The 24,076-nt window shown below is 71.3% G+C and carries 5 protein-coding genes; 4 read left to right on the top strand and 1 reads right to left on the bottom strand.

Annotated elements, in window-relative coordinates; translation table 11 throughout:
* Positions 1-25: 25 nt before the first annotated feature.
* Genes ACLQ2S_RS22635 through ACLQ2S_RS22625 form a run of 3 tightly spaced genes read left to right on the top strand, consistent with a single transcriptional unit; the run spans position 26 to position 22,536 of the window.
* Positions 26-20,743 carry a toxin glutamine deamidase domain-containing protein gene (locus ACLQ2S_RS22635; protein ID WP_425702763.1) on the top strand — a complete coding sequence of 6,906 codons (20,718 nt, stop codon included), beginning with the start codon at positions 26-28 and terminating at the stop codon, positions 20,741-20,743.
* A 47-nt stretch (positions 20,744-20,790) separates the two neighbouring features.
* On the top strand, positions 20,791-21,615 hold the full coding sequence (locus ACLQ2S_RS22630) for a DUF6406 domain-containing protein (RefSeq protein ID WP_309223832.1): 825 nt from the start codon (positions 20,791-20,793) through the stop codon (positions 21,613-21,615).
* A gap of 51 nt (positions 21,616-21,666) precedes the next feature.
* Positions 21,667-22,536, top strand: coding sequence for a DUF6406 domain-containing protein (locus ACLQ2S_RS22625; RefSeq protein WP_425702704.1), 870 nt, complete (start codon positions 21,667-21,669; stop codon positions 22,534-22,536).
* A gap of 4 nt (positions 22,537-22,540) precedes the next feature.
* Here ACLQ2S_RS22625 and ACLQ2S_RS22620 read toward each other — a convergent pair whose 3' ends face one another.
* The gene (locus tag ACLQ2S_RS22620) at positions 22,541-23,083 is read right to left on the bottom strand and encodes a hypothetical protein (protein WP_155221722.1); all 543 of its coding nucleotides are present in this window, start codon (positions 23,081-23,083) and stop codon (positions 22,541-22,543) included.
* A 69-nt stretch (positions 23,084-23,152) separates the two neighbouring features.
* On the opposite strand from ACLQ2S_RS22620, the gene ACLQ2S_RS22615 reads away from it, so the two are divergent.
* A complete protein-coding gene (locus ACLQ2S_RS22615) occupies positions 23,153-23,404 on the top strand; it encodes an SCO4848 family membrane protein (protein WP_155221721.1) in 252 nt (83 codons plus the stop codon).
* Positions 23,405-24,076 lie beyond the last annotated feature (672 nt).

The following is a 24,076-nucleotide window of genomic DNA, read 5'->3' as shown; positions in this document are numbered from 1 at the left end:
GTGGGTCTGGGACGCCATTTGCTGGGTGAGCGCCGGAGAGGCGTGGCCCAGCGGCGACGAGGACCGGATGCGGGAGTTGGCCGACGCGTGGCAGGCGTTGGCCGACGCGGTCAGCGAGACGCTGGGCCAGGCCGACCCGGCCGTCATGAAGATCCTGCAGAGCTGGGGCGGCGGTGCCGGCGAGGCGTTCGGCGGTCTGTGGAACCAGATCGGCGTCGACCCGAACAAGGGCCTGCCGCTGATCCAGGAGATCTCCGCCGCGTACGCATCCGGATGCGACCAGGCCGCCCTGGAGATCGAGTACGCGAAGCTGACCGTGCTGATCGCGGTCATCATCACCGTCATCGCGGTCTTCGTCGCGCTCCTGATGGCTTGGTTGGGTGGGGTCTCGGCCGGTGCCATTCCGGGCATCCTGGCTGGTGGACGCCAGGCGGTGACGGTCGCCTTCCGGCGCTTGATCGCCCAGATGGGGCGGCAACTGCTGACCAGGGCGGGAATGCGGGCCGCCCTGCGGGCGGCCGGCACCCGGATCGGCCAGATGGTCACCAGTCAGGGCTTCCGGCAGGGCCTCAACCGCCTCGGCCGTGAGCTGCTGGAGGAGATCGGCGAAGAGCTGATCATCGACGTCGGTGCCCAGGCGTACCAGATGCACACCGGCGAGCGGCGGCAGTGGGACGGCAATCGGACCCTCACCGCTGGCGTGGGTGGGGCCTACGGCGCGGTGCTCGGCACCGGCATGAACTGGGCCGGCCGGCGGGTCGCACCCCGCATGCCGTTCTCGTTCAGCCCGTCCCAGCTCTCCTTCCGGGGCAGCGGCATCGTTCGCTGGGGCAGCACGAGCCTCGCCTCCGGCGCCCAGAACGCCATCATCTCGCCGGCAGCCAGTGTGCTCGCCAACGGCACGATCAACGGGCAGTGGGCCATGCCCGATGCGGACGCCTTCCTGGGTGGCTTCGCCAGCGGTGCCGGCCGTACCGGAGCCACGATGGCCGGCGGCGCCGCCGGCAACCTGGGTGGGCGGGTCACCAACTGGGGTCTCGGCAAATTGGGCATCTCGCTCAATCCCGGTGCCGGCCTCGGAGCGGGTGGGATCAACCCGGGCATGGGTGTCGGCGGCACGAACGGCCTCGGTGGTCTCGGCGGGGCCAACGGCGCGGGCGCGGGGGCGACCGGCGGTGGCACGGGTGCCGGCTCGACTGGGAGTGGCGCGGGCGCCGGAGGGACCGGTGGCGGCACCGGTGGCACGGGTGCTGGCTCGACGGGCAGTGGCGGGGGCGCCGGGGCGACCGGTGGCGGCACCGATGGCGCGGGGGCGACCGGCGGCGGTACGGGCTCGACCACGGATGGTGGCTCAGCCGCAGGTGCCAACTCCGGGGCCGGAGCGGGCGACTCCGCTGCGGGCGGCAGCAGCAGTTCCAGCGGCGCGGGTGCCACCTCGGGCGCCGGAACGACCGACCTGGGCGGTGGCACCACCCAAACCGACACCGGGACGGTCCCCAGCAGCGGTGCGGGTTCGATCAGCCTCGCGCCCCCCTCGGCGGACGGTGCCGCAGCACCGACGAGCGACAGCACCGGCGCGCCGACCGCGGACACGCCCAACGCCGCCGACTCGTCGCGCGCCGACGTCTCCACCGGAAACCAGGTGAGCGTTCCCGCCGATCCGGTGGCCGCGACACCACAGGGCACGCCGGCCGTCAGCGACACCGGTAACGTCACCAGCGACCAGCAGAGTGCTCCGGAAAGCCGAGGCGCGCCGGTCGCCGAATCACCTGGCACCGACCGGACCAGCACCAGCACGCAACCCGGCACCGACACCACCACCAACGTCGGCGACCGGAGGACCAACGAGACGACGGTCCGGACCGACGCCGGGCCGGTCGCGAGTCCGTCTGCGGACGTCACCACCAGCCCGCCTGGCGACAGTTCGGCCGGGCCCGCCCGCACGACGACGGACACCCCGGTCCGCGACGTCACCGCGCCCGGACCGGTCGACACAGATCCGTCCGTCGGTACGGACGCGCCGCCCGCCGTGCTACCCGGCACACCTGTCGCCGGTCCGGTGACGGCCCCCGCCACCGGACCAGTGGCAGGAGCACCGCCGGGCACCGTCGCACCCACCGGCCCGACCACCGCGACGAACCCCGCCCCCACCACCGGCGCGCCCACCACCACCGGTGCACCCACCACCACCGGTCCCCAGGCTACGACCGGTCCGCAGGTGACGAGCACGCCCACCGCCGCGACGCCGACCACGACCGGCACACCGACCCCGGGCACGAGCACCCAACAGCCCTCCGGCAACACCACCACGCAACCGACGCAGGGCCGGAACACGCCAGCCGCCCCGGGGGTCAATCCGACGGCGGCGAACACGGCAGGCTCGATCTCGCTGGCGCCGGCCGTTGGCCCCACCACGACCAACCCGGCCCAGCCCGCCGGATCCACGCAGCAAACCACCACCAACCAGCCGGGTACGCCGGCGACGCCGGCCCAACAGACCACCCCGGCCCAACCCGCGCCGTCCACCGCTCAGCCGGACACGACACCTGCGCCAAGAGACCCGGCCGCCCCGACGGTGCCGACACAGAGCGCGGGCGTCGAGCCGACGACGCCCTCTCCCGACGCCGCTCCCCCGTCCGACACGGACACGAATCCGGAATCCGGGCCGACCGATCCGGCTCAGCGGACGGCCGAAGGGCCGGTCGTGGTCCCGGTGCCGACCAGTAGCGGGACCCTCCAGGGTGGGCCGACGAACCCCGGTACCGAGACAAATACCGGCCCGGTCGACCCGGAGACCCTCAAGCGGTCGGATGGAAAGACCGGAGACGGTACGCACAGCTGGCGGCTGGATCCGACGTCGGTCGACGGCGATCCGAACAGCCCCGAAGCGGAACGCGCCCTGATCGAGGCGTCGCGGACCCTGGCCGAGGCTGTCCGGCGGGAGGTGAAGGCCGGGACGATATCCAAGGGCAAGCAGCCCGGTATGGCCGGCGCGTTGCTGATGCCCAACGGCACCATCACCACGCACACCAGCATGACCGCCGACAGAAGCACTTCACCCCCCACACAACCTCGGGTGCACCCTCTCGCGCAGGCCGCACTGGACCGGATTTCAGCGAGCCTCGCCGACGGCGTGGGCGGTGGGCACGGGAAGTGTGCCGAGGTCGCCCTGGTTTCCGACCAGCTTTACAACCTTGAACAGCAATGGCGGGAGGCGGGGAAGCCCGGCACCTTCGAGCAGTACGCCTCGGAGTCGCTGCAAGGCGCCAAGATCGTCACGCACCAGATCAGGACAGCTAGGTCTGACGGCGTCACTTATGAACTCGGGCATTATCGACCACCTTGCCGATCGTGTGCGCACTTCCTGCCACAGTTCGGTGTGGAGCCTGTGGCGGACCAGGAACGGGACGTCAGCAGTTATCAACCACCAGTACCGGGGGCAGTGGGCACTGGCCCGCTGCCCAGCGACAGCCGCCCCTACGGGCAGCCACAGGGTCTAGTTCCGCCTGACCCGAGGGACCAGCAGGCGTTGGAAGACGCCGTTCCAAGCGATCAAGCGACCGGGCGACCGTTGGTGCATCCGGACCCACGTGGCCCGTGGACGGGATTGATCAACGATGGTGGGCCTACCGTGCCTGGCCGAGACACGAACTGTGCCGATGTCGGACTTTCCGTTCTGTCTACCTGGTTCGGTCGGCCGGAGGTGGCGGCTCCCACTGCCCCGTCTACCGCCGTAGAGGCGGGCAGTACGGCGCGGCAGGAGCAGGCGCTCGGGGCCCCCTTCACGCACGAGGGCAGCGGAACAAGCGGCCTGGACAACGTCGCCGACGCCCTTCGCGCGGCAGGTCCGGGTTCTGCGGCCTTGATCGTCACTAGCTGGAACGACGGAACCGGGGCGCATACCTGGAACGCCGTCAACCATGACGGCACCATCATCTGGCTCGACGGCCAGAACCAGATCATCTCCGCCACCGGCCCGCTGCACACCGGACGGGTGGACGGTGTCTGGTCGATCGTGCTGGATGCCGAAGGCGACCCGGTCAGTCACACCGCCCCCGGAGCCAGCACGCCGGCTCCGGTCCCGCCGGCCTCGACCGCGGATTCGCCGCCCGGAGGACGGGACCAGGACACCGACGCCGGTGTCGACCCGAATGACCCGGAAGGAGCAGCGGCCGACCCGAACAACCCCGACGGGACGCTGCCCGACCCGAGCGATCCGGACGCGGTGCCGGACAGCCCGAGCCCGGAGGGCGAGCCGGATCCGAACACCGCCGGGAATCCCGAGCCGGGCGTCTGGCCGGACATGCAGGGCTGGCCGATGCCGGACACGCGCCAGTTCGGGCCGGAGCAGTTGGCCCCGCTGGAGGATCCGCGTTACCAGGACGACGTCGAGGCCAGTCTGCGAACCCCGGACGGGTACGCGGTCTTCGCCGACCCCTCGACCCACCCGTACGGTCAGCTGATCAACGACGGCGGACCGGACCAGCCTGGTCGTGCCAACAACTGTGTCGACAATGTCCTCGCCGCCTTGGCCAGCTTCTACGGCGATCCGCAGGTGTCGTATCCGCGTTGGCCGGACCAGCTCACCGACGGCAGCATCGAAACGACGCTCGGTGAACTGAGCGGCTACGACCGGATCGAGAGCTGGATCGGTGGCGAGTGGACCGGCGACAGCGACACCCTGCCGGTCACGCCCGCCGAGCGGTCGGACGCGTTGGCCGACCGGTACGAGCAGCTTTACCAGCGTGTTCTCGACGCCGGGCCGGGAGCGGCGGCGGTCGTCGCCGTCGACTGGATCCTGTTCGACGAGAACACCGGGGATCCCCTGCTCGACGCGGACGGCAACACCCAACCCGCCGGTGAGCACGTCTTCCTGTTGGTCTTCCCCGAGGGCGCGGACGGGCCGGTGTGGTGGGACCCGCAGTTCGGCAGCACCACCACCGATCCACTACCCGGCGACTATGTTGAACTGACGCACAACCTGTGGTCGATGGAGGTGCAGCCCAGCCATGTCGATGAGCAGGGAGGAAGCCCGGCAGCTGATGACCCGGCTGCTGGGAACGGACAACCCGGTAGCAGTGTTCCCGTTCGAGTTCGGCTGGGCAGCCCAGGAGACGCTTTCGCCGCAACAGCGGACGCAGGGTCGGCAACTGGGCCAGGGGGTCTTCATCATCGACCAGACGGGAGTGGTGACGGTACATCCCAGCCTGCCGCCACCGTTGATCATGAAGCGGTACGCGGCGGCACGCCGGGAGGGACGGATCACCGGCCGGCAGGTCTGGCCAGCCCCGGATCCGACGGACTGAGCGACTCCGGTACCGCGCCGGAGAGCGATCCCGCCGCGAGTCCCTACCTGGACGGGCTTCCGGACGCCGACCGGGCCACTCTGCTCGACGCCCTGGCCGAGGCGCAGACGGCGGCCGACCAGATCCTGGCCGACCTGCACACCGTCAACGCCGAGGTGAACGCGCGGCTCGGGCTGACCGGCACGGATGCGCTCAGCACGCTCGGTGAGCAGCATCGGGTCAAGGGCGCCGAGTCGCTGGCCCGCAAGTACCGCACCGAGCTGGAACCACTCGGGTACGACATCGATTCGGCGCTGGACACCGTCAACGACGTGGTGCGTTTCTCGGTGCGGGGGCCGGAGTCCGAGGCGTACGGACCGGCGGTGGACGCGCTGCTCACCTCCTTGGAGGCGCAGGGTTACCAGGTCACGGACCTGAAGAACTTCTGGCACCCGGGGAACCGGTTCTTCGGTCTGAACTGCACGTTGACCGCGCCGTCCGGGCGTACCTTCGAGCTGCAGTTCCCGACCGAAACCAGCTACAACGTCGGCAAACAGACCCACGAGCAGTACGAGGTGATGCGCGACCCGGCGCAGACACCGGCCGCCCGCGTACACGCGTTCCTCGACATCCTGGCGATCAACAAGGCCAACGGCATCGCGGCGAGCATGCCGTCAGGCATGAGCAGCGCCCGGTTCGACACGCCGAAGGACACCAGCTTCGCGAAGTGGATGTCTTCCCCTCGGCAGGCGAGCATCCGTGAGGCGTACCTCGACTGGCTCGGACAGCAGGGCCTGACGTTCGCCGACGTGCTCGCCGCGCGAGGATTGGCCGTGTCCGACCTGCCCGGTCTGGACCCTGACCTGATGGGGGGCGTGCATGGCACCGCTGACGTTCGGATACTTCCTCCTCCGGAGACCGGACGATCCGGACGGCCCGCCGGTCAACCTGATAGCGGAGGCGGACAGTTCCGGGCCGACCCAGGCGGTGATCTGGGATCGGCCGACGCGGGCGTGGACGTTCCGGCCGGACGTGGCGGCGGCGATCCTCTGGGCGAATCCGGAACGCCACGAGATCCAGCAGGTCGACCGGGCGACGGCCGAGCGCCAGGTGGCGCACTTCGCGACGGTTCCGTTGCCGACGGAGGACGAGCTGACGGAGATCTGCCGCTCGGCGACCTGAACACCGAGCCGCCCGGCGGCCAGCCCTCGACGGTGCCGCTCGACACCGACCACGGGTTGGCGCAGACCCGGCGGCTCGGGCCGGGCGAGCTGGCACCGTTGGAGGATCCGGCATACCAGTGGGACGTCGAGCAGAGCCTGCGCACCCCGAACGGGTACCTGCTGTTCGCCGACCCGTCCACCCATCCGTACGGACAGTTGGTCAACGACGGCGGACCGAACCAGCCGGGGCGTGCCAACAACTGTCTGGACTCCTCGCTCTCGGCGCTGTCCAGCTTCTTCGGCGATCCGCGGGTGTCCTTCCCCCGGTGGCCGGACGTCCGCCCGGACGGCTCGATCGAAACGGTGACCGGCGAGGCGAGTGGGCTCGACCGAGCTGAGCAATTCCTCGGCGTCGACTGGTCGGGTGGGTCGGAGGGACTGCCGACGACACCGGCCGAGCACAGAGCGGCGGTGGCCGAGCAGTACGCGCAGCTTCACCAGCGTGTCGCGGAGGCCGGTCCCGGTTCTGCGGCCCTCGTCGTGGCCGAATGGGTCAGGACGGATCCCCGCACCGGTGAACTCGTCCTGGATCACGGGCAGGTGCAGGTCCAGGACTCACACGCCTTCGTCCTGGTGTATCCGGAAGGTGCCGACGGGCCGGTCTGGTGGGATCCGCAACGAGGGACGACGTGGCCGCAGCCCCCAGCCGCGTACCTGTCGCAGACGTATGCGCTGTGGTCGATGGAGATCATGGCGGAAAGGGTTTCGGATGACGGAGGACGAGGCGCTGACGTTGATCAGACGCCTGCTGGGCACGGCGAACGAGATCGAGCTTCATCCGTTCGAGTTCGGCTGGCTGGCGAAGGAGCAGCTGTCACCACAGGAACGGGCGGAGGGCAGGCAGCTGGGCCACGGGAGCTACATCATCGATCAGACGGGAGTGATCACCGCGCAGATGAGTCTGCCGGTACCGCTGCTGATCACGGAGTACACGCAGGCCCGCAGGGAGGGCCGGATAACGGGTCGACAGGTCTGGCCGACGCAGGAGTCGACGGCCTGACGCCCCCGGCCGACACGGCCGCAGACACCGGGCTACCCGGCGTGGACGGCCCGCCGCCGGGCAACTCCGGGCGCGTGACCGACCCGGACGGCCCCGACCTGTGGCAGGCGGCGGCCGGTACGACCTTCGGCGGTGCGCTCCTCGATCCCAACCCCGGGCGTACCTCGATCGCGGTCGAGGAGGCCCTGACCAGCGGGCCACTACCCGACGGGGCCAGCGCCGACCCGGCCACCGCCACAGTCACCCTGACCACTCCCGACGGTCCCTACCCGGTACGCATCGAGCTGACCCCGGTCGCGGTGGACGCGTCGGTCGTACCGGTGGCCAACGTCCAGTACACCCCCGACGGGGCCGTCGTGCAGGTGTCGACGAGCGCCCACCCGGATCACGTCCGGCGGGCGGTGGCGGCGGCGCTCGCCGAGGTGGACACCATCGCCCAGCTACGGGCCGAAGGGGTTCGGTTCGACGCGACCACCGCGCTCGCCGAGGGCGCCCGTCCGGAGGGCGACGGCACCCGCGTGCTGACCGCACGCGACATCGGTCAGCTGGCCGAGCTGCGGGTGGTGCTCGCCGACAGTGCCACCACTACCGATCCCGGAACCGCCGCCCAGCTACGCGCCGAGGCACTGAGCCTGCTGGTCGCCTCCGGCCTCCTCGAACAGCAGCCGACGCACGTCGTGCACGGGCTCGGCAGCAACACGCCGGTCGTCGGGCCGGAGGCGGCCCGCGCCCGACTCGACCTGATCCACCATCACCTGGGCCCGCTCGCCACCGAGATCGAAAGCCTCATCGGGCTCGCACAAGGCGACGGGCAGCAGCTCGTGGCGGACATCCGGGCCGCGCAGTCGGCCGTCCGCGCCGAGGCCCGCGCCTGGGCCCAACAGGCGACCGCGCTGCGCGACCAGGCCGACCTCGCGCTGACCGCCAGGGTGGACGCCACCCTGGGCGTGGCACCCGACCATGTCTTCGACCGACTCGTCATCGGTGGTGGCTGGGCCGCGACCGCCGACTTCGTCACCATGGGGGCTCCCGCCGACGCCGGCCACGGTCTGCCGCCGGTGCTCTGCATCTCGCAGGGGCACGACCCGTGGGCGGAACGCCAGGCGCTGCTGATGGGGCAGGTCCCGTCGGAGCTGGAGATCCCCGGCCTGCCGTTCCAGCCGAGCGACCTGGCGCAGGAGGGCACCCAGTTCACCCCCTCCGACGTCTTCGCCGACGCGGTGGGCGCGGCCCGCGCGCTCGCCGGGATGCCGACCTACCAGGGCACCGCGACCTCGATCACACCCCGGCCGGCTGACGCCACGGGTTGGCCCGACGGCGCCAACTTCCGAGTGACCGTCAACGGCCAGGACTTCTACACCTCCTCCGTCGACATCGCCAGCGGCCCGGGCCCGTCCCGAGTGCCGAGCGTCCCGGCCGACACCACCGGCACCTACGTCGATCCGAGCACCGGCTACCGCGTTGACCGCTCCGGCGACGCGGTGCGGTTCCAGGACCCGGACGGCAATCCGGTGGCACCGGAGAGCGTGCCTCCGGGCGTACGAGCGGTTCTCGGCGGCCCCGGTGCCGGCCGGTCGGATCTGCCGCTGCTGGCGGATCTGAGCGGGCGACCCACCGACCCGCTGGTGGTCGACCCGACCTCCGGGTACGCCGTGGACGTCACCACCGGTCAGGTGCTCGACCCTGACGGCACGCCGGTGGACCCCGGAGCCGTGCCGACCGAGGTCGGGGCCCGGCTGGGTGTCGCTCCGGACGGGTCCTTCCGGGATCCCCGCCCCGCCGCGCCACCTGTCGACTTCGGCGGGCAGAACCTCGCCGACGCCTACCGTCCCGGGGATCGGGTGCTCGTCTTCGGCGCGGGCGCGTCCGGCGCCTGGGACATCGAGCAGGCCGTGGCGTCGCCCGCCGCGAGCGTCGACTGGTCGGCCCGCGCGATGGACCCGCCGCCGGACCAGCTCACCGGCGATCCTGTCCAGGACGCGGAGGCGCGCCTGCGGCACAGCTTCGGAGGCGGCTACAACCGGCGGAACACGCTGCCCGACGTCGGTGCCTACGCCGACACGGTGCAGAGCCAGGTCGATCGGTCGTTGCGGGAGATCGTCAGCCTCCGGCACACCGTCGACGGCGGCTTCCAGGTGGAGTTCACCGACGGCAGCCGACAGACGTACGACCGGGTGGTCCTCTCGATCGGCCAGGCGGCCGAGTTCCCGGGCGGTGTCGCCAACCTGGTTGCCGACGTGGACCTTGCCCCCATCGAAGGGCCAGCCACCGCACCGGTAGGACCCGCCGATGTGCTGGGGCTGCGAGACGGCAGTGGTCAGCTGCGCATTCTGGGAGCAGCGAGCGTGGCCGGTCCGCTCATCAGCAGGGTCGACGAGACGGTGGAGGATGCAGTCCGGCGCCAGGCCGCGGCCCTGCCGGTCGACTCCCGAGGCATCGCGCCCAGCATCCGGTTCCACGCGCAACGGATCGCCGAGGCGAATCGGCCGATGCCGCCTGCTGCCACCGGCGACGGCCCGACCGGGGGCGGTCCCCGGTCTGGTCCGGACGCCTCAGACGTCGTGGTATCGCGGGGGCCCCTCCCAGGCCCAGCGGGTGTCGAGCCAGGGCAGCGGTCCGTACCGGTCGAGCAGACGCTGCCCGACAGCGGGCATCTCGACCCCGATCGGTCTGCCGTCGATGTCCTGACCGATGCCGTACGGCAGGATGTCGACCCGGTTGCGGTCGAACTGGACGTAACGCAGGCGGGGGAGGTTACGGCTGGCGGCCAGCGCCTCGGCCCCCTCGGCGCCGATGTCACAGCGGGACAGCCCGAGCCACCGCAGTCGGCCCAGAAACCCGGAACCGGTGAGCTGCCGCACGCCGTCGTCACCGATGGGGTTGCCACCCAGGTCCAAGCCGACCAGAGTCTTCAGCAGGGGCGACGCGGCGATGTCGGCGCAACGTCCGGTGACGTCGGTCAGCACCAGGTGACAGACGGGAACGCTGCCCCAGACCTCGGTACCGTGGCTGAGGAAGGCGTCGGCCCGCATGGTGACCGATTCGACGAAGCCACGCCGCACCTGCCAACCGTCGACCAGGTGCGCGATCGGACGGGCGAGTCGCGGTCCGACTCTGCGCCGGAGCAGCAGACGTCGTGGCGTACTTCCGCCGTTGATGTCGAGGCGGATCAGCTCGGCGCGCTCGGGATCGGTGGGCTCGATGGCGTCGGCGTAGCGTCGCCGCAGGTCGAGGTCGTCGGGGTCGGCGAGGATGGCGGCGTAGAGGTCGGCGGGCGTGGCCATGACGGCAGCGTAGCGACGGACGGCCCGGTCACCGTCGGTACCGTTGGGACCTCGACGTCTCCGGAATCCCTACCGTCTTCACACCTCCTCCCAGCCGACACCGAGCCAGTGCCATCCCCATTGGACGTCGAGCCAGGGCAGGGGGCCGTACCGGGCGATCAGTTCCTGCCCGAGCGGGGGCAGCTCGACGGAGATGGGCTTCCCGTCGATGTCCTGTCCGTGGCCTCGGGCGGTGACCTCGACGGGGTTGCGTCGCAGGTCGACGTAGCGCAGGGCGGGCAGGTTGTCAGTGGCGGCCAGGGCTTCAACTCCGGCCGCACCGATGCCGCAGCGGGCCAGGCCCAACCACCGCAGCCGGCCCAGGTGCGGGGAGTCGACGAGCGCGGCGAGTCCGTCGTCACCGATCGGGTTTCCGCGCAGGTCGAGGGCGACCAGACGGTCGAGGCAGGCGGCCTGGGCGACGTCCGGCATGAGTCCGGCGGCCTCGACCAGGACCAGGTGGCGGACGGGATGGTGGGCCCAGACCGCCGCGCCGTGGTCGACGAAGGCACGAGCGGTCATGGTCACCGACTCGATCAGGCCGTTGCGAATCCGCCAGTCGACGAGCAGATGGGCGACGGGCTCGGCGAGGCGCGGGTGGGTCCGCCGGTGCAGGAGCATGACCTCCCGGGTGTTGCGGATTCCGTTGATGTCGAGGCGGATCAGCTCGGCGCGCTCGGGATCGGTGGGCTCGATGGCGTCGGCGTAGCGTCGCCGCAGGTCGAGGTCGTCGGGGTCGGCGAGGATGGCGGCGTAGAGGTCGGCGGGCGTGGCCATGACGGCAGCGTAGCGACGGACGGCCCGGCCACCGCCACCCAGCCGTTGCCGGAGAGCCGGCGCTTCGGCCCGGGTGAGCTGGCACCGCTGGAAGACCCGCGCTTCCAGGACGACCTCGCGGCGAGCTTGGCCACCCCGCAGGGGTACGCGGTCTTCGCCGATCCGTCCACCCACCCGTACGGACAACTGGTCAACGACGGCGGGCCGGATCGGCCCGGTCGGGGCAACAACTGCCTCGACTCGTCGCTGGCGGCACTGGCCAGCTTCCACGGCGACCCGCAGGTGTCGGTGCCCCGTTGGGCGGACCGGGCCGTCGACGGTTCGATCGACCGTATCTCCGGTGAGCGGGGTGGACTGGAGCGGGCCGAGGCGTGGATCGGCGGTGAGTGGCTCGGCGGCCCCGGCAACCTACCGGCGGACCTGTCCGCACGCACCGACGCGGTGGCCGCCCAGTACGCGGGCCTCTATCAGCAGGTGGCGGAGGCCGGGCCGGGGGCGTCGGCGCTGGTGGTGGCGGACTGGCTGCTCCTCGACGGGGCGGGGAACGTGGTCCTCGACGAGACCGGCCAACCCGAGGTCGACGGCTCGCACGCCTTCGTGATCGTCTTCCCGGCGGGTGCCGACGCGCCGGTGTGGTGGGATCCGCAGACCGGGACGACGACGGTGGAGATGCCCGCCGCCGATGTGCGGGAAACCCACGCACTCTGGGCGATGATGGTGCCGGACGGAGAGGGGCGAGTTGACCGAGGACGAAGCGCTGACACTGATCAGCCGACTGCTGCGGACCGAGAATCCGATCATGCTTCGGGAGTTCGAGTTCGGCTGGCTGGCCCGGGAGAAGCTCTCGGAGCAGGAACGAGCCTCGGGGATGCACGTGGGCCAGGGGAGCTACATCATCGACCGGTCGGGAGTGGTCACGGCACACACCAGCCTGCCGCCGCGCCGGGTGATGGAGGAGTACGCGCAGGCGCGACGCGAGGGCCGGATCAAGGGCCGGCAGGTGTGGCCCGAGGTGGAACCGACGGCCTGACCTCGGTCGACGGCCAACCGCCGTCGGACGGAGCGACCGGACCCACTGGTCCCGGTGGCCCTCCGGGCCCGGACGTAGACACCGCGACCGATGCGGCCGGGCCCGATCTTCGGCAGGCCGCCGCCGGTACGACGTTCGGCGGTGCGCTGCTTGACGCCGATCCGGTGCGGACCGGGGAGGCCGTCCAGGCAGCCCTGGACGGCGGACCTCTGCCGGACGGTGCCCACGTCGACCCGGCCACCGGCACGGTCACCCTGGACACGCTGGACGGTCCGTACCGGATACGCATCGAACTGGCTGCCCCCGCCCATAACGCGCCGCTCGCGCCGGTCGCCACCGTGCAGTACACCGCCGACGGCGCGGTGGTGCAGGTGTCCACCGGGGCGCACCCGGACCACGTCCGCCGTGCGGTGGCCGCGACCCTGGCCGAGGTGGACACCGTCGCGCAGGAACGGGCGGTGGGGTTGCGCGTCGACGCCACCACGGCGCTCGCCGAGGGCGCCCGGCCGGAGGGCAACGGTGTCCGGACCCTCACCGCACAGGACATCGGTCGGCTGGCCGAACTGCGGGTCGTGCTCGCCGACAGTGCCGCCACGTCAGACTCGGCGCTGGCCGGTCAACTCCAGGCCGAGGCGCTGAGTCTGCTCGTCTCCTCCGGTCTGCTGGAGCAGGAGCCCGTCGCCCCCGTCCACGGTCACCGCGACAACGTGCCGGTGGTCGGCCCGAAGGCCGCCCAGGCCCGTCTCGAGGCGATCCGCAACCACCTCGGCACCTTCGCCAGCGAGGTCGAGAGCCTGGTCGGGGTCGCGTCGAGCGACGGGCAGCAACTCGTCGCCGAACTGCGCGCCGCCCAGTCGTCCGTACGCGCCGAGGCCCGGTCCTGGGCACAGCAGGCCACCGCCCTGCGCAACGAGGCCGACCTCGCCCTGACGGCCAGGGTGGACTCCGCGTTGGACGCGGCGCCCGACCACGTCTTCGGTCGGCTGGTGATCGGTGGGGGCTGGGCGGCCACCGCCGACTTCGTTACCATGGGCGCTCCGGCCGACACCGGTTCCGGTCTGCCGCCGGTGCTCTGTGTCTCGCAGGGGCACGACCCGTGGGCGGAGCGGCAGGCGCTGCTGATGGGGCAGGTTCCCTCCGAGCTGGAACTTCCCGGGCTGCCGTTCCAGCCGTCCGACCTGGCCGAGGAGGGCACCGGGTTCACCCCGTCCGACGTCTTCGCCGACGCGGTCGGAGCGGCCCGGGCACTCACCGGGATGCCCACCTACCAGGGGCTCGCCACCTCGGTCACGCCTCGCCCGGCCGACGCCGCCGGGTGGCCGGACGGCGCGAATTTCCGGGTGACGATCGGCGGGCGGGACTTCTTCACCGCGTCGCTCGACATCGCGACCGGCCCCGGCCCAGCGCGGGTGCCGAGCGCGCCGACCACCACTGACGGGCAGTTCTTCGACCCGACCAGCGGCTACCGGGTGGATCGGTCCGGTACCACCCCGGTGTTCCGCGACCCGACGGGCGCGGTCGTCGATCCGGCCGACCTTGCGCCGACCGTGCGAGCCGTCCTCGGCGGCACCGGCACGGGTGCCGCGGACCTGCCGCTGCTCACCGACCTCGGTGGTCGGCCGACGGATCCGTTGGTGGTCGACCCGTCCTCCGGTTACGCCGTCGACGTCCTGACCGGGCAGGTGCTCGACCCGTCCGGCGATCAGGTGGATCCGCGGACGCTGCCCGAGGAGGTGGCCGCCCGACTCGGCTACGCTCCGGACGGCTCGTTCAGTGATCCCCGCCCGGCCGCGCGACCGGTCGACTTCGGCGGGCAGAACCTGGCCGACACCTACCAGTCGGGCGACCGGGTGCTGGTCTACGGCGCGGGAGCATCCGGCGCGTGGGACATCGAGCAGGCCGCGGCCTCCCCGGCTGGGCGCATCGACTGGGCGGCCCAGGCCAGACCGCTACCGGCCGATCGGGTGACGGGCGATCCGGTGGCGGATGCCCGGGCACAGCTGGAGTTCAGCTTCAGTGGCGGTGACAACCGGCGTAACAACCTGCCCGGTCTCGGCGCGTACTCGGACGCCGCGCGGGCGCGCGTGTCGGACATGTCGTTGCGCAGCGTCGTCAGCATCCGGCACACCGTCGACGGGGCGTTCGTCGTCGGGTTCAGCGACGGCACCGAGCAGGTGTACGACCGGGTGGTGCTCTCCATCGGGCAGGAGCCACGCCTGCCCGGCGGCGTACACAACCTGTTGACCGAGGTGGACCTGGCGGCGCTCGAGGGGCCGTCGCTCGACGTGGACAACCCCGTCCCCGACGTGTTGGGGCTCCGGGACGGCAGTGGTCAGCTGCGAGTCCTCGGCGGTGCCTCGGTGGCTGGCGCACTGATGGCCGAGGTCGACAGGAGCGTGGCGGAAGCGGTCCAGCGTCAGGCCGTGGGGCTGCCGGACGACTCGCGGGGCATTCCACCCAGCATTCGTTTCCACGCCCAGCGGATTGCGGAGTCGAACCGTGGCGTCTCGCCGCCGCCGTCGCCCACTGACGGTGGCTCCGCCCGGCCGGACTCGCCGTCAGACCTCGTCCCAGCGGACAATGCCGAGCAGGGCCCAGCCCCACTGGGTATCCAGCCAGGGCAGCGGGCCGAACCGCTCGATCAGCTCCTGCCCGAGCGAGGGCAGCTCGACGGAGATGGGCTTCCCGTCGATGTCCTGTCCGTGGCCTCGGGCGGTGACCTCGACGGGGTTGCGTCGCAGGTCGACGTAGCGCAGGGCGGGCAGGTTGCGGGTGGCGGCCAGCGCCTCGATGCCAGCCCGACCGATGTCGCAGTCGGCCAACCCGAGCCACCGCAGCCGGCCCAGGTGCGGGGAGTCGACGAGCGCGGCGAGCCCGTCGTCACCGATCGGGTTTCCGCCCAGGTCGAGGGCGACCAGACGGTCGAGGCAGGCGACCTGCGCGACGTCGGCCATCAGCCCGGCGGCCTCGACCAGGACCAGGTGGCGGACGGGGTGGCTGGCCCAGACCTCGTGCCCGTGGTCGACGAAGGTACGAGCGGTCATGGTCACCGACTCGATCAGGCCGTTACGCAACTGCCAGGTGTTCAGCAGGTGGGTGACCGGCTCGGCGAGCCGGGGGCGGATCCGTCGGTGCAGGAACAGCGACTCTCGGGTTCCGTACTCCCCGGCCAGGTAGAGGCGGATCAGCTCGGCGCGCTCGGGATCGGTGGGCTCGATGGCGTCGGCGTAGCGTCGCCGCAGGTCGAGGTCGTCGGGGTCGGCGAGGATGGCGGCGTAGAGGTCGGCGGGCGTGGCCATGACGGCAGCGTATCGACGGAGGGCGCGATCACCGCCGCTGCCGTTCCGGGCTCCACCTTCCACGGTCTGGGCCGCCCGGTCAGCGACCCGGCAGCGGTGCTGGATCTCGCCCGTGCCGCGTTGCCGCAGGTGGCACGGTTCGCCCAGGTGGACGCGGTGGTCGCGGTCGGACCGGATCTGTTCGAGATCCGCTCTGCCGGGCAGTTCCCGCTGACCGTACGGCTGACCAGTGGTCCGTTGGCCGACGGCACGGTGGCCCAGTCGCAGCGCAACCCGGACGGCACCTTCACCGTCACCGTTTCCGACCGGGCCGCTGATGCGGTGGTGGCCCGAGCACTCGCGCACGAGGTCGCCGAGCTGACCGCCCTGCACGAGTCGGGTCGGGCACTGGTCGGCCCGCTGGACCCGGGCAACGTCCAGGGCCCGATCGATCCGGCCGGGCTGACCGCCCACGACCTCGGCCGGATGGCGGAGATCCGACTGCTCGCCGCCGTGTATGCCGACGCCGACCCGGCCACCAGATCCGCCGTGCGCGCCGAGATCGACGCTCTCGCCAGTCACCTCGGCCTACGTCTCGGCGACCCGGACGTCCGCTCCCGGTGGGCGCTCGTCCCACGTGACGTGTTGGCGCACCTGATGCAGCTCAGCGTGCCGTCGATCACGCCCGACACGGTCTCCACGGTGCTGGCCGGTGGCGCCACCCTCACCGAGGTCGAGCGGATCAGGATGTTCGACTACCGGGCCCGGCTGGCTCCGGACTTCCAGGTGCCCCAGCAGGCGGACCTGGACGCCCGGCTGCGGGAGCTGGCGACCGAGGCGGAACACGCGCAATCCGGTATGCCACGGATGCCCGCCTTCGCCGGGCAGATCGTCGGCATCCCGCAGGCACAGCTCGACCGGATCCGGGCGGTGGATCCGCAACTCGCCGACCGACTCGCCACCGAGGGCATCTACGTCGACCTGACCGGCCGCTACGACCTGCGTCCGTACATGGTGACGAACGTGCCCGCCATCGACCTCGGTGCGGCGCGCCCCGCCTACGACCTGACCACCGAGGCCGGTCGGCGTGCCCAACTGCACGAGGACCGGCAACGGGCCCGCGCCGCGCTACGTGCGCTCGAGGGCAACCAGGCAGCGTCCCTGCTCACTGGCCACGACTTCCACTACCAGGGAACGGCCAGGTGGATGGGGCTGGTGCCGGACGTCCTGACCGAGGCACTGCGCAGCATCACTCCGGTACCGCCGACGACCGCCGCTTCCGTGGAGAACCAGGCGACGCAGGACGCATCCGGGACGATCCGGGTCACGGCCGACCGGGTGACCCTGCCACCGGAGTCGAAGGGCCAGCCGGGTCCGGTCTACGGGCAGGCGGTGGATGCCCGCACCGGGCAACCGCCACCACTGTTCGACGGGCCACCGAAGCGCCAGGACGTCCAGCAGGGGTCGCTCGGCGACTGCGGCATGATCGCCGTGATCGGGGCGGTCGCCGGTCACCTGCCGGGCACCGTCACGCAGATGTTCCACCCCAACCCGGACGGCTCGGTCGACGTGGTGCTGCACGAGACCAGCGGACCGGGTCGGACGGTCACGCCGACCGGGCGGCAACTGCGGGTGACCGTCTTCCCGGATGTGCCCCTGCACCCGAACTCGAACGGCCACAGCGCGTACGCCGACCAGTCCACGGTCGGTGCCTCGTGGGCCTCGCTGCTGGAGAAGGCGATCGCGGCGATCGACCGTACCTGGACCCAGCAGCGCCACGACCAGTGGCAGCAGCAGTGGACCGCCCGGCCGGACGTGGACGCCGCGCAGGCGGCTCCACTCGGCTATGCCCGGCTCAACAACGGCAGCAGCCGCCTGGTGCAGGCCGAACTGCTCAGTCAGCTCACCGGCCTGCCGACCGGCGTCAGCGAACTCGATCCGACTCCGGGCCGGGAAGCCGACGCCGAGGCGCGACTGGCCGCCCTGCTGGCCGCCGGCAGCCCGCTGATCACCGGCACCCGACCGGCCAGCGCCTACGCTGCGCAGCCGGGCGGCAAGCCACCGTACGGGCTGGTCGCGGGCCACGCGTACGAGATCGTGTCGGTGGCCAACGGTGAGGTGCAACTGCGCAACCCGTGGAACTCCCACCACCCGGCACCGATGCCGATGCGTGCCTTCCTCGACCTGATGAGCCCCTGGTACGCGCACGTCGAGCTGGCCCGCAGCACGGTCACCGCGTTGCCCGACTCGGAGTTCCACGGTCAAGGGCGGCCCACCGCCGACGCCCGGGCGGTGGTGGAGCGGGCCCGCACGGTCCTGCCCTTGCTGGCCGAGCCGATCGGCGCCGATCAGGTGACGGCCGTCGGACCGGACGTCTTCGAGATCCGCTCGGGCGGGCTGACGCCGCTGCGTGTCCAGGTCACCGGCGGCACGCTCGCCGACGGCGTCGTGGCGCAGACCACCCGCAACCTCGACGGCACCTTCACCCTCACCGTCTCCGACCGGGCCGCCGACTGGACGGTCGACCGTGCGGTGGTGCACGAGGCCGCGGAACTGCTGGCCCGGCACGAGACCGGTGAGGCGCAGGTCGGGCTCTTCGACCAGGGCGCCGTTGAGCAGCCGATCGACCCGGGCGGCCTCACCGCCCGGGACCGGGGTCGGTTGGCCGAGCTGCGCCTGCTGGCCGCCGGGTACGCGCAGGTCGACCCCGCCACCCGACTCGTCCTGCGTGCCGAGATCGACGCCCTGGTCGATCGGCTGGGCCTGCGTTGGGGTACGCCCGACGCAGCCGCGCGACTCGCGGTCCTGCCCACCGAGGTGTGGACCCAGGTGATGCAGCTGAGTCTGCCGGTGATCACACCGGAGGCGGTGACCGATGCCCTGGCCGTCAACCCCAACCAGACAGCTGTCGAACGGTTCCGGGCGATCGACTACCGCAGCCGCCTCGCCCCCGAATTCCAACCGCCGCCCGCCGCCGAGTTGGCCGGGAAGCTGCGCGAGCTGGCCGTGCAGGGGGAGCAGAGCCAATCCTCGCTGCCCCGGATGCCGGCTCTTGCCGGGCAGCTGATCGGACTGCCGCCCAACCTGCTCGACCAGGTACGCCAGGTCGATCCACGCCTCGCCGACCGGATCGCCGCCGAGGGCATCTACGTCGACCTGACCGGCCGCTTCGACCTGCGCCCCTACACCCTCGAAGGCGCTCCCGAGTTCAACCTGGACGCGTCGGCCCCCGCGTACGACCTGGCCACCCCCGCCGGCCGGAACGCGCTGCTGATGGAGGACCGGACGCGGGCCTATGCCGCGTTCAACGCCGAGTACGGGTCGAATCCCGCCGCCGTGGCGGTGCTCACCACGCACAGCTTCCACTATCTGGCGGGCGCACGGCGGATGGGGCTGGTGCCGACGGCGCTCACCCAGGCGCTGCAGGCGATGATGCCGCCGCCTCCGGACGTCGAAGCCGAGGTCACGCCGACCGTGACCGCGGGCGAGGTCTCGGTGGTCGCCGACCGGGTGACCCTGCCCGACCCAGACCCCGAGAATCCGGTCGAGTACGGCCGCTCGCTGCTCTCGGCAACGGGCCAACCGGCACCGCTCTTCGACGGCCCACCCCTACGGACGCAGGTGCAGCAGGGCATGCTGGGTGACTGCGGGATGCTGGCCACGATGGCGGCCCTCGCCGGGCACCGGCCGGAGCGCATTCCGCAGCTGTTCCAGCCGAAACCGGACGGCACGGTGGATGTCCTGCTGCACGAGACCGTGCTGCGCGGCGACGAGTCGGTGGCGACTGGACGGCGCATCCGGATCAACGTGCGTCCCGATGTCCCGGTACACACCGGCAGTTCCTGGGCCGCGTATGCCGACCAGTCAGCAGTGGGTGTCGGATGGGCGTCGGTGTTGGAGAAGGCGCTCGCTGCGGTCGACAGGACCTGGACCAAGGAGCGGCACGAACAGTGGCAGCGTGAGTGGCGCGCATGGGAGGGCAAGGGCGATCCGCACCGTGCCGCGCCGATGGGCTACGCACGGCTCAACGTCGGCAGTACCCCCCTGTTGCAGGCCGAGTTGCTCACCCAGCTCACTGGCCTACCGGCTCGCCAGACGCTTCTCGACGCCACGCCGGGTCGGGAGGCGGCGGTCGAGCGGCAGCTGGCGGCTCTGCTCACCGCCGGAAGTCCGATCACCATCGCCACCCGGCCGATGGACTTGTATCCGGGGCGCACCACCTTGCCTTACGGCCTCGAGGCGCAGCATGTGTACGAAATCGTTGCGGTGCAGGACGGCCAGGTGCAGCTACGTAATCCCTGGAACAGGCAGCATCCGTCCTCGATGCCGGTGCGCGCATTCCTCGATCTGATGCAGCCCATGTGCGCGCACCTGGAGCCGTCACCGGCCGCCGCAACGGCGCAGCCGCCGACGAGCGGCGGACCCCCGGCGAACCTCCAACCGGCCGTACCGTCGCCCCGATCGTCACCCGAGCGAGTCGTCCATCGTCCGCTGGTCGTGCCAGCCCCGGGCGCTCCGATAGCCGAACCCAGTCCGCCGGCAGCGCCTGCCTCGCCACCGCGCACCCTCGGTCGCCGCTATCTCGATGACGATCGGTATGGGATTGGGTACTTCGCGTTGATCGCCGCTGACGGTACGGTGATCGGCCTGATGGTGTCGGAGATCGGTGGCCAGGGACGCTCACTGCACTGGACGGCCGGGGGCACGACGCCGGGGCAGGCGACACCGGCGCCGGTGGAGCGCGCGGAGGCCGAGCGGATCGCGCGTGATGTGCTCGGCTTCCCACTTCCCGCCGAGCCGGCGCTGTACGACATGCTGGACACCTGATCGTGCCTGAGGGAGCCGGGAGAAGTCTGGTGCGCTCGTTTACTCATGTGGCCGCCGTCCGAAACAACACCACGACGACCGTCGGGCTGGCCCGGTTCGGGGTGCGCTGGGTCGATGTGGGGCCACCGGTGCGTGCCGAGATCATCGTGATGCCCTTCCAGAGCGACGAGAGCTTCGCCCACGAGGTCACCCTCGGCGAGACCTTTCCGGTGGCCGGGGAGACCTGGCGCTTCGCCGATCTCGACATGACTAGTGCGAACGACTGGAAGGTCACCGTCCGTCGGGTGGACGCGGACGAGGTGATGGAGCCGCCGACCGGCCGGCTGTGGAAACGGGCGAGACTGCGCCCCTACGGGCAGCTCGACGAGGCCCAGCTCCAGTCCCTGGAGGCCGCGCTCGGGGTTCAACTACCGTGGGGCTATCGCACTTGGTTGAGCCGCAACAACGGTGCGCAGCCCGAGGTGCCGCACCACATTCCCGGGATGCCGGTCGCGCTGCTTCCGTCGGGGCCGCTGTTCGGCGTACACCCGGAATATCCGCCGTTCGACCTGGTGCACGCCCAGCAGCAGTACCGGGACCGTTGGCTGTCACCGGAATGGCTCGTCATCGCGAACACGGTCAATGGCCTGCTGGTCGTCGCGGCGCAGGCGAGCAACGACAGCGTCTACTTCATCAACGAGTTCGACCTGGTCGGCCCACCCGGCCCGGCCGCCACGGCCGCTAGGGAACGGAAGCTGAAGGCGGTGGCCTGGTCGATGTACGAGTTCATCGGTCGGCTGACCCCGATGGAGCTGGACCACCTCCCACCGGCTCAGATCCACCCGGCCGGCACGTTCACCGATCCCCGGAACTACGAGAACGGGCAACTATGAGCCGGTAGGTCCGACTGAGGTCGGGGCGGTACGACATGCTGACACCTCGTCGTGTCTGAAGGAGGCGGGAGGGGACTGGTGCGCTCGTTTACTCGTGTGGCCGCCGTCCGGAACACCACGACAACGAACGTCGGGCCGGTCCGGTTCGGGGCGCGGTGGGTCGACGTGGGGCCACCGGTCCGTGCCGAGATCATCGTGATGCCCCTCGGGAGCGACGAGGATGTCGTCCACGAGGTGACGCTCGGCGAGACCTTCGCCGTGGGCGACGAAACCTGGCGCTTCGCGGACCTGGACATGGCCAGTGCGGACGAGTGGCAGGTGACGCTCCGGCGGGTGGACGCCGACGAGGTGGCGGAACCGCCGAGCGGCCGGCTCTGGCAGCCGGCCCGGCTGCGCCCGTACGGGCAACTCGACGAGGCGCGACTTCAGTCGCTGGAAGCCTCCCTCGGGGTGCGGCTGTCGCCGAGCTACCGTGACTGGCTGCGCCAGAACAACGGGGCGCAGCCCGAGGTGGAGCACCACATTCCCGGCGTGCCGTTCAGTCTGTTGCCGGAACGTCCGTTGCTCGGGGCGCATCCGGAGTACCCGCCGTTCGACCTGGTGCACGCGCAGCGCGTACACCGGGATCCCTGGCTGTCGCCGGACTGGCTGGTGATCGCCAACCCCTCGGGTGGCCTCCTGGTCATCTCGGCACAGCCGAGCGACGAGAGCATCTACTTCGTGCACGAGATGGATCTCGTCGGGCCTCCCGGCTCACCTGCCGCGGCAGCGCGAGAGCGGGCGCTGCGGGTGGTCGCTGACTCGATCGGGCACCTCGTCGGCCGGTTGACCCCGATGGCGCTGGACCACCTGCCTCCGGCGCAGCTGGTGCCGCCGGGAACCATCACGGAGCCCGGCACCGACGCGGACGGGCCGAGGTAACGGATCAGGCGAGCCGCGTTAGCATCTCGGCGTACGCGTCGTGCACGGCCGTGAGACGGTCCCGCCGGAACCGACCGGGCTCGCGCTGGTGCAGCTGCCGTCCCCGGTCCGAGGTGAAGGCGTTCGCCGGGACGACGGCCGCGTCCGGCGGGATGAACTTGCCGACCTCGTCGAGCGCGGCCATGGCCCGGGTCAGCACGGCGCGAGCGCGCTGCGCGGCCTCGCCGCTCCCGGGGTCGGCCGGCACCTGCCCGGCGTACGCGTCGGAGACCAGCAGCCACTCCCCTGGGTCGAGCAGCTGTGAGGGCTCGTCTTCGCCGTAGCGGAACCCACCGGCGGTGGAAGTCGGCTCGGGCGGCAGCCTGAACACGAACTCCCGTTCCTGCCCACACCCCGCGCAGGCGCCCGTGTACCGGCTGGCCAGTTCGCCGTCGGCAAGCGCCACGACCGCACTCTGCCGGGGGAAACGTGTCTCACCGCAGGTGCACGGGTGTAGATCCATGTAGAGATGTGCCTCCGCATTGGTGCGGCTCAGCAGGGGGCTCATGCGACCCACCGTACCGATCGGATGCTTCCGCCGACGTCCCGGTGCGGCCCGCTGGCATACTCGCCGACCATGGTGTTGTCACGCGGCTGGGCCGTCTTCCTCACCGGGGTCGGGGTGTGGACCTGGGTGATCTGGCCGAGGTTCGCGGTGGCCATCTGGAACGACCCGAGGTCGTGGGCGAGTGGGAACGTCGGGGACTGGCCGGCGACCGGCTTCCTGTGGGTGCACGCGCTGCTCATCGCCGCGTCGTTGGTCGTCGGCACGGCCGTGGGGCTGCTCGGCCTCCGTGGCTGGCGGGCATCCCGACGCGGTACGCGTTGAGTCACCGTCCGGAGTGGCTCAGCTGGTCTGACCTGGGCCTGCCGGGCGGTCACACCCCCGATCCCAAGAGTGTGACCGGGACCGCGTCGCGCCGATTTGACGATCAATCCACCGGACGCGTAACTTTCTCTCTGCCAACGCGGAACGGGGGCAAACAGGGCGAAAACCCTGAGGCCCAGGTTCGCTAGGCACCGGGTTCGTGGAGGGGATATCTCCTCTGTGGACGCGGCCGGGTGGTGCTCGACCGAGCGGCCAGAGGGGCCGATTTGGTGGGGCGGAACCGACCGGGTAAGGTTTACGACCGGCAGGGCACCGGGCGAGCGTGCGGGAGACCGCAGCGGCCGGCCTGCCAAATCCGATGACCGAGTCAGGCGGGCGACCGCTGCGCTCGATCACGGGTGCCGAACCACCTGAAGCGTGACGGACCGGGACAATCCGGTTTGACTCGCCCCAGACGGTGAGGTAACGTAGTAAAAGTGCCCGGTGCGGTTGTGGTCGGGTGTGGTGCCCCGGATGGCGGCCCGTTGGTGGGTTGTTTGATGGTGTGTGGTTGTTCTTTGAGAACTCAACAGGGTGCTTGATAAGCCAGTGCCAATTTGTTTGATTCCCGGGCTGGCCAGGCGTGTGTCTGGTTGGTTTGGATTCCTTTGGCAACATTTTTTGTTGTCGGGG

The sequence above is a fragment of the Micromonospora sp. DT48 genome (assembly GCF_049844495.1).
Taxonomy (GTDB): domain Bacteria; phylum Actinomycetota; class Actinomycetes; order Mycobacteriales; family Micromonosporaceae; genus Micromonospora.
Note: the sequence above shows the minus strand (reverse complement) of the source record. Positions and strands in the feature narration are given on the sequence as shown.